The 7,025-nt window shown below is 41.8% G+C and carries 5 protein-coding genes; 2 read left to right on the top strand and 3 right to left on the bottom strand.

The genetic code is table 11. The features are described 5' to 3' along the window. Positions 1-62: 62 nt before the first annotated feature. Positions 63-671: a 30S ribosomal protein S4 gene (gene rpsD, locus RMY63_RS40715; RefSeq protein ID WP_322734109.1), complete on the bottom strand. Its 609-nt coding sequence runs from the start codon at positions 669-671 to the stop codon at positions 63-65. A 464-nt stretch (positions 672-1,135) separates the two neighbouring features. On the opposite strand from rpsD, the gene RMY63_RS40710 reads away from it, so the two are divergent. Further along, the gene (locus RMY63_RS40710; RefSeq protein ID WP_322734108.1) at positions 1,136-1,843 is read left to right on the top strand and encodes a hypothetical protein; all 708 of its coding nucleotides are present in this window, start codon (positions 1,136-1,138) and stop codon (positions 1,841-1,843) included. Between the two features lie 611 nt (positions 1,844-2,454). On the opposite strand, the gene hetR is transcribed toward RMY63_RS40710, so the two are convergent. Then, complete coding sequence (gene hetR / locus RMY63_RS40705) at positions 2,455-3,354, bottom strand: heterocyst differentiation master regulator HetR (protein WP_322734107.1); 900 nt, start codon at positions 3,352-3,354, stop codon at positions 2,455-2,457. Between the two features lie 2,145 nt (positions 3,355-5,499). On the opposite strand from hetR, the gene RMY63_RS40700 reads away from it, so the two are divergent. Beyond that, positions 5,500-5,622, top strand: coding sequence for a hypothetical protein (locus tag RMY63_RS40700; RefSeq protein ID WP_322734106.1), 123 nt, complete (start codon positions 5,500-5,502; stop codon positions 5,620-5,622). Here the strand turns inward: RMY63_RS40700 and RMY63_RS40695 are convergent. After that, on the bottom strand, positions 5,619-7,025 hold a 1,407-nt coding region (locus RMY63_RS40695; protein ID WP_322734105.1), incomplete at its 5' end, for a DMT family transporter. The genes RMY63_RS40700 and RMY63_RS40695 overlap by 4 nt on opposite strands.

Here is a 7,025-nt window from a genome sequence, read left to right as displayed (position 1 = left end):
AACTCATAACTCCTAACTCATAACTCCTAACTCATAACTCCTAACTCATAACTCCTAACTCTTTAAGCTTGTCGTGAGTAGTATTCCACCACAAGTAGTTCATTAATTTGTAATGCCACCCATTCGCGCTCAATAACGCTGTTGACTTTACCAACCAACTTATTTTTGTCAAACTCTAAATGGCTGGGGAGGTTGGCCAAACCGGGGTATTGCAAGTTAGCTTCCACCAACTTCCGGGATTGTGCCCGATCTCTGACCGCAATTACTTCACCAGGACGGCATTGGTAGCTGGCAATATTCACCACACGACCGTTAACAGTTACGTGACCGTGATTTACCAGTTGACGAGCTGCGGGGATAGTCGGGGCTATACCCAAGCGGAAAACGGTATTATCCAAGCGCATCTCTAGCAATTGCAGCAGCACTTGTCCAGTAGAACCAGTAACACGTCTGGCTTTCCGCACATAACGCAGCAATTGCTTTTCAGTCAAACCGTAGTTGAAGCGGAGCTTTTGCTTTTCCTCTAGACGGATAGCATATTCAGAGCGCTTCTTGCGATTTTGACCATGCTGCCCAGGTGGGTAAGCGTGTCTGGCACTTTTACGAGTTAATCCTGGTAAGTCGCCCAAGCGGCGGACAATTCTGAGGCGGGGCCCTCTATATCGGGACATGAGTTTCCTTAATCTAATCCTGTTTAAACTTTACCCAAACATTCCATTTTGACATTCCCCTGATGATAAATCAGCGGATTCTTGGTTTTTTGAAGGTGCTTGCCTTGGTATGACGTATCCTACCAATGTAGAGGCATCTCATTTACGCCAGTTGCTTTAAGTCGGTTGAGCCGACACACTAGCTTCCAAGCTTGAATTCCGACGTGCTCCGCCGTACTACTGCCAATAAGTTTTTTGTGTTTATTTAGTTTCGTAAGCTACTCAATCATCAGATTGGTTTACGCAGTATTCTTACTTTGAAATACTTTTTACGTTGCCTACTTATCTTTCAAACAGCTATATTAACACAATTTACGACATCATAATTAATTATATCTATACTTTACTACCGCCGAAATTCTTGGATTACAGAGGATTTTTAAGATATTTGAGTTAGCATAACTTTGGGTGTTTGGAGAATGGCAATGTCAATGAGCAAAAAAGTGGTTAGCAAAGGTAAGAACAAACAAGGCAGTTCCACCTCCAGGATTTTTACATTACCAGTTTTGGCTATAGCTGGATGTTTAACAATCTTGCCTAATGTGGCTGTTGCTGCCTCCTACAGCAATGATTATAGTGTCTGTGCGGGTCGCCTCTTGAGTGTGGGTGTAAAGGCAGAAGCGGCATCAGAAGGTTGTGCAGCAGCACTGCGTCCAAAAGATTTGGCTGCTTGCGTGGTGAAAATTGATAAGAAAACCCAAATTGCTGCAATGGATGCGCTTTCTTCTTGTGGGAAGGCCCGACGTCCTGAAGAGTTAGCAACCTGTGTAGTTGGCGTCAGCTTAAGTACTAAGGAAGAAGCTAATCTGACAGTTTTAGATTATTGTGGACGCAGTTTGTTACCCGTGCGCTTTGGCCAGTGTGTGGTTGGCTTGCGTAGCCAAATCGACTTTCCGGCTACTCAAGCGCTAGATACTTGTATCAGTGCTGATGATAGTGTTATCGGTGCTTCATCTTCGTCTACACCGCCAACGATAATTCCTGAGGGTTCAAGTCCAAGTTTAGAGACTACCCCATTTCCAACCCAACCACTTGTTCCAACTCAACCAGTTATTCCAACTCAACCAGTTATTCCAACTCAACCAGTTATTCCAACTCAACCAGTTATTCCAACCCAACCGGGCACTAATTAGATTACAGCGCTTTGTGTAATTGATTGAAAATACAGGTTGAATATAGAGTGGCTATTTGCCAACCTGATTCAGGGACTACCAAAAAATAAATCATCTGATTTTAATTTGTAGGTTGGGTTGAGCAACAGCAAAACCCAACCTTATACAGCAGATTGCAACTTCTCTACGAGAGGCTATCCCAAGGTGAGGTACAGATAATCGTAGGGAACATGGCTGTGCCCCTACCCGTGTACTTGTTAAAGAAAAGATTACCTATAGTTTGATCGTAGATAAAGCGATCGCTTGCTGTTGTCACACTAATTCTAAGTCGGTACAAGCAGACTACAAAGATATCACGCGAACTTCAGACGGATTGTACACTAATGCAACTTCCATCAAACGCTCTATTAGCTCAGACAAACTTCAGTACCACTTCTGCTACTTGTGGGCGTTCCGATAGCTAGCACTGTTGCCAAAGTTTCCGTTGACTAGGTAAGCATTCAAATAAATGAAAAACATTATCATAGCTCCTCTCCAACGCAAAAAGGAGTTGGAGAGAGGTTAGTTGAACTCACGTCAGTTTTTCAGCTTTGGGAATTTAGAATTTTGCACAGGTTGCACAGTTAGTTGTACTAATCTTCTTTTTCACCAAAAGCCGTCTGTAAAACAACTGCAATACCGCCGTCTTGATGATATTTGTCTGCCCAGGCACGGATAACTTCATCCAATTCTTCCATAGCCTGCTCCATTTTTTCTGGAAGAATATCAAGTTCTTCCAGCAAGCGCATGGCGTTGCGTCGCCGTTCTGCCCAATTTTTCATCATGCGGAAATACCGAGCGGTATCTTCCACCATGATGTAGGTACGTTCTTGATCGTCTGCTGGAGCATAAAAAGGACGGGTAAGTACGTAGAAGGGCATTCCCCAAGGAGAATCAATTCGCGTTACCGTTCCTGAGTAAAGCAGACGGCGCTTGATATGCTCACCCAAAGCTTCACTCAAAGGCATTTGGTGTTCGGGTGGTAAGTCTTCTTGCGATCGCTTGTGTAAAAACTCGATTAAATCCAGAAACTCAAAGGAGCTAACTAACTGAGCATCAGGTAAATTACTGGGCAGTTTCTGCTCAATTTGTCTTTTTTCTTCACTTGTCAGACTGGTGCCAGGAACGCGCGATCGCCCCGGTTGCCAAGGATATTTTTCTAGCCAGACATAAGGCAATTGAATTAAATAGCGAGGTTCTTGAGAACCCAGCATTTTTAACAGTTTGCCTTCTGTTAGTGCCTGCCTGACTTCTTCTACAATAATTTTTACTCGTTTCGGCTCCAAGTGATGCAAATGCCCTGTCATTCGCAGGTTTTGTCCCTGCTCTAGATAGGTCATGTAAATTGCACACTTGGCTGCTGTTGCGGCTGCGTCTAAAAATGCCCCATGCCTGTGCCCACTCGTCCGCATGGCACTAAAAGCCAGATAAAGCATGATCTGATCCATCGCACTGGGGTCAAGACGTTTGATCAGATCTATGTCGTTACTCATATTACAGACAATTGAATAGCACGTTTACACAATTTTTAATCGAGTGAAAATAGGTAGTATACACCGGGCTGAAGGCTGTCTTTACTTCAAACTATATTAGTATGCGATAACGATGATATCGGTGGTAGCAGAAACTACAGTTTTCGCATATTTCCTGGTACAAAAGCAGAGTTGGTAGTTGTGACTATAACTGTCTGAAGCATCTAACCGGAAAATTAGAGACACCACCAAATCCAGCTTAACGGTAGTTTATGTCCCAACAGTCAACTATGCTGCAATTAATCTACAAAGCCTTTCAGTTTTCTGGTTTTTTTCATCTTTCAAGAGCAACAACGTCAAGCTGCTTACACCTAATCATGGCACCATGCCGACTCAGAGTAAAAACTAGTTTGCGCGGTTAATCTGGGATATCTGTCACTAGAAAAAGATGCTTTTTTTCAGCTTTGGCGAATTATTTGTAGCACAGAAGTGACTAGAAATAATTGGGAATAATCTCAAAACAAATCGCTTACCAGGTGTAGTCACATTTAGAGGTTGAGCTATACAGCTCGTTGTGATATCAATTCCGTTCACAACCTCCAATGATGTCTCGGCAGTATCAGCCGTTGGTTTGAGGAAAGATAGTAGACATCAAGTAGAGCAAATAATTCCAATTTCAAAATACCTGTTGTTTTTCAAATATTGTTCATTATCATATCACTCTTTTTTACTTTTGAAATGAAATCATGCATTTTAAAGTTGATAAATGATGACTATTTAAATATTTTATATTCTGCTTATATCAAGGTTTGATGATATTTTTATATTTATTCCTAAATCCAAGTTTTATTTATGATTTTATATTGATGTTCGGACACAAAAAGCCGCGATTACTTCCAACTAAATCGCGTATCTATAAGGCTTTGCCGCTCCTGCTAATAACCGAAAGATTAGTTAATAGCCATACATGTAATAAAACATCTTAGGTTCCATCCGATGATTATTTAGAGATTTTTTTGCAATAAATTTATATTGATTTCATGAGAGAATTTTAAATTTTCATGATTTAACTAATTTATTGGCTACTTTTAAGTATGTTTTTACCTCGCTATTTTATATATTTGAGAGACTTAAATTACGTAGATGCTTTGTTGCTATAAAAGGATGATAATCCGCAACAAGCTACGATATCAGCTTCTTTTTCTGGGTGTCTGGGCGATACCTACGGTGGGCTACGCCTACGCAGATTAAGTTGACTGGTATAAAACGACAGAAATAAAGATACCATCTTACGAAGCACAATTAGTAAGTGGGTGTGAATAATTAAAGATTTCTAGTGACTTAGCGCCGTCTGGGGTCTTTTCCATAAGCGACAAAAAAAACCGAAGCATAAGGGCTTTAGCCCTCACTACAAGGCAATTTAATAAATTTACATTGCTTAACATAAGTTAGTTTATTCTTGCCCACTTATTTAGCTTCCCACACAGAAAAAACGGGCAGTCCGGCTGCTTAATATCAACAAAGAGATTATATTCTCAATAAATTCCAAATTAGTCGCATTAAGAACTGCTTATTGATATAGATTTCGCGTAGGTGCAGTCTGTCGTAGACATCGCTTTGAGTCTTGGAAACTACCAAACCTAACGAGAAATGCTGATTTTGTCGTTGGTTCTTAACATTGGTTGCGATCAAAAGTAATTAATTTAGATGCGCTTGTCTCAAAAAAGCGGGGTACTCCAAACATTTCTGCGACTTCTTCATGTGTTAGTTCCAAAATGTGCTGCAATGGTTTTAACTCCTTGTGAATCTTCTCTCTGAGCAAGTACTCGTGCTCAATTGCTGGAGTCAGTACTACTCATATTGCTTACATATACGTGTTTTCCCTACCTTATCAGGCTAAATCCCTAAAAATATATTACGAGTCGATTTATCTGAATACTGCTTGCCGATCTAACGCGATGTGCGACTTTTTTTTAATTCTGTGTGGGATGGACATCTTGCCCGTCCTTTCTGGGCAGGCAAGATGCCTACCCCACAATGGAATCAAGGTTTAATAAAATTAAGTTGCACACGGCGTGATCTATTAAGTATTATCTGCACCTATACAGCATTCTGAAATCATTCGTAAAAACTTAAATCCCCGACTTCTCAAAGAAGTCGGGGATCTTGTTTGTCACAGATGATTTAGAGAAGTTACGAGTGGGCGTATTAGCGTCAAGATTGATGCTGAGAGTGATGGAAGGTAAAGTAGCTCCCATCACCCTTAAGCTGATTGAACTCGCCATTTAATTCGTGGGATTAGAAGGTTTAACCTGATTTCGCATTGTTTCAAAGCTGAAAGCAGCCGCGCCAAAGGTTACAAATAACACTCCCAGAATTTGTACAATATCCAAATTTTCTTGAATGATTAACCCAGCGAAAATCACGGTTAAAACTGGGATGCTACCACCAATGAGCGCCGATCGCGAGGCCCCTAGTTTACTAATACCAACATTATTGAGCAAATAGCCAGCAAGAGTCAGCACACCCAAAATAAACGCGCTTAAAACCAATTCCAGCATTTTAGAGGGGTCAACTACTACCAAGTTCCAACTGCTTGGCAAAGGTAACATCAAACAGATAAAGCTCAACAACAACATGGTAGTGAAGTTAATTAAAGTAAAAGTCACGGGATGCAGTTTGCTAGCACAGACTCGCGTCAGAATTATGTAGGCAGCAAAAGCCACACCCGAAAGAATGGCGGTGCTGCTTCCCATTGAAGTATTACCGATACCGATGTTGGGAGAACCCGCTAAAACCAACAATTCACCGCAGCAAATCGCAGCGATCGCCGCGATACGGAATAGAGTGGGGCGATCGCGAAACAGAAACCACGAAAATAGACCGCTGACCATTGGATAGATAAAGAACAGTGCGATCGCCATTCCAGTTGTGACTTGAGCGATCGCAATGTAGATTAGTACCTGAGATAAAAACAAAAAGCATCCACTCACAATTGACAACACCAAAATCTGTTTGGTAGCTGCATTGGCAGGTGTGGCATTTCCTCGGACTGAAGCAGACAAGTTTTCCAAGTCTTGCCACAGTCTTGGATGCAATATCGGAGACAAAAGTACCATCAGTGGTACTACTACCATAAATCGTAGCGTCAAAATTAACAGAGTATTGCCCAAAGTCGGCGGTAGCAACTGCTCTACCTCTAATACTCCAAAAATCTGGGAACCTTCGTGGAAAATCACCTTGATGGCGACGTTATAAAGTGAGGATATCACTACCGATAATACGATCAAAAAGAAACCGATTTGGAGTGTCGATAAGCCAGAGGAATTAGGCGATCGCGATTGTGGAGGTTTTGCTTTTGCCTGCGGTTCTAGCGCAGTGGTCGATGAGGATTCAGCTTTGCTTTGCGATACGTTCTTACGGCGGACAGAAATTGGTTCATTAGGAATCTTTAGAGAAGGTCGGATTATTCTCGGCTGTAGCAAAGATGCAGTCGTAGGCTCTGATTTCGTTTCGTTTTCTGACGATTCCTGATTGAGGACAGAAATTGGCTCGGTAGCATTGTCTTTTGGTGGGGGAACTACAGCCGCAGTAGGTTCTGATGGCGTTTCCCCTAGCGACAAATCCTTGCTGGGAGAAGAAATTGGATTCGCGGTATTTTCTCTAACAATCGGCGGCTCTAATGTCGTTTC

Source organism: Nostoc sp. ChiQUE01b (assembly GCF_034531255.1).
Lineage (GTDB): Bacteria > Cyanobacteriota > Cyanobacteriia > Cyanobacteriales > Nostocaceae > Nostoc.
This window is presented reverse-complemented; position numbering and strand designations above follow the sequence as displayed.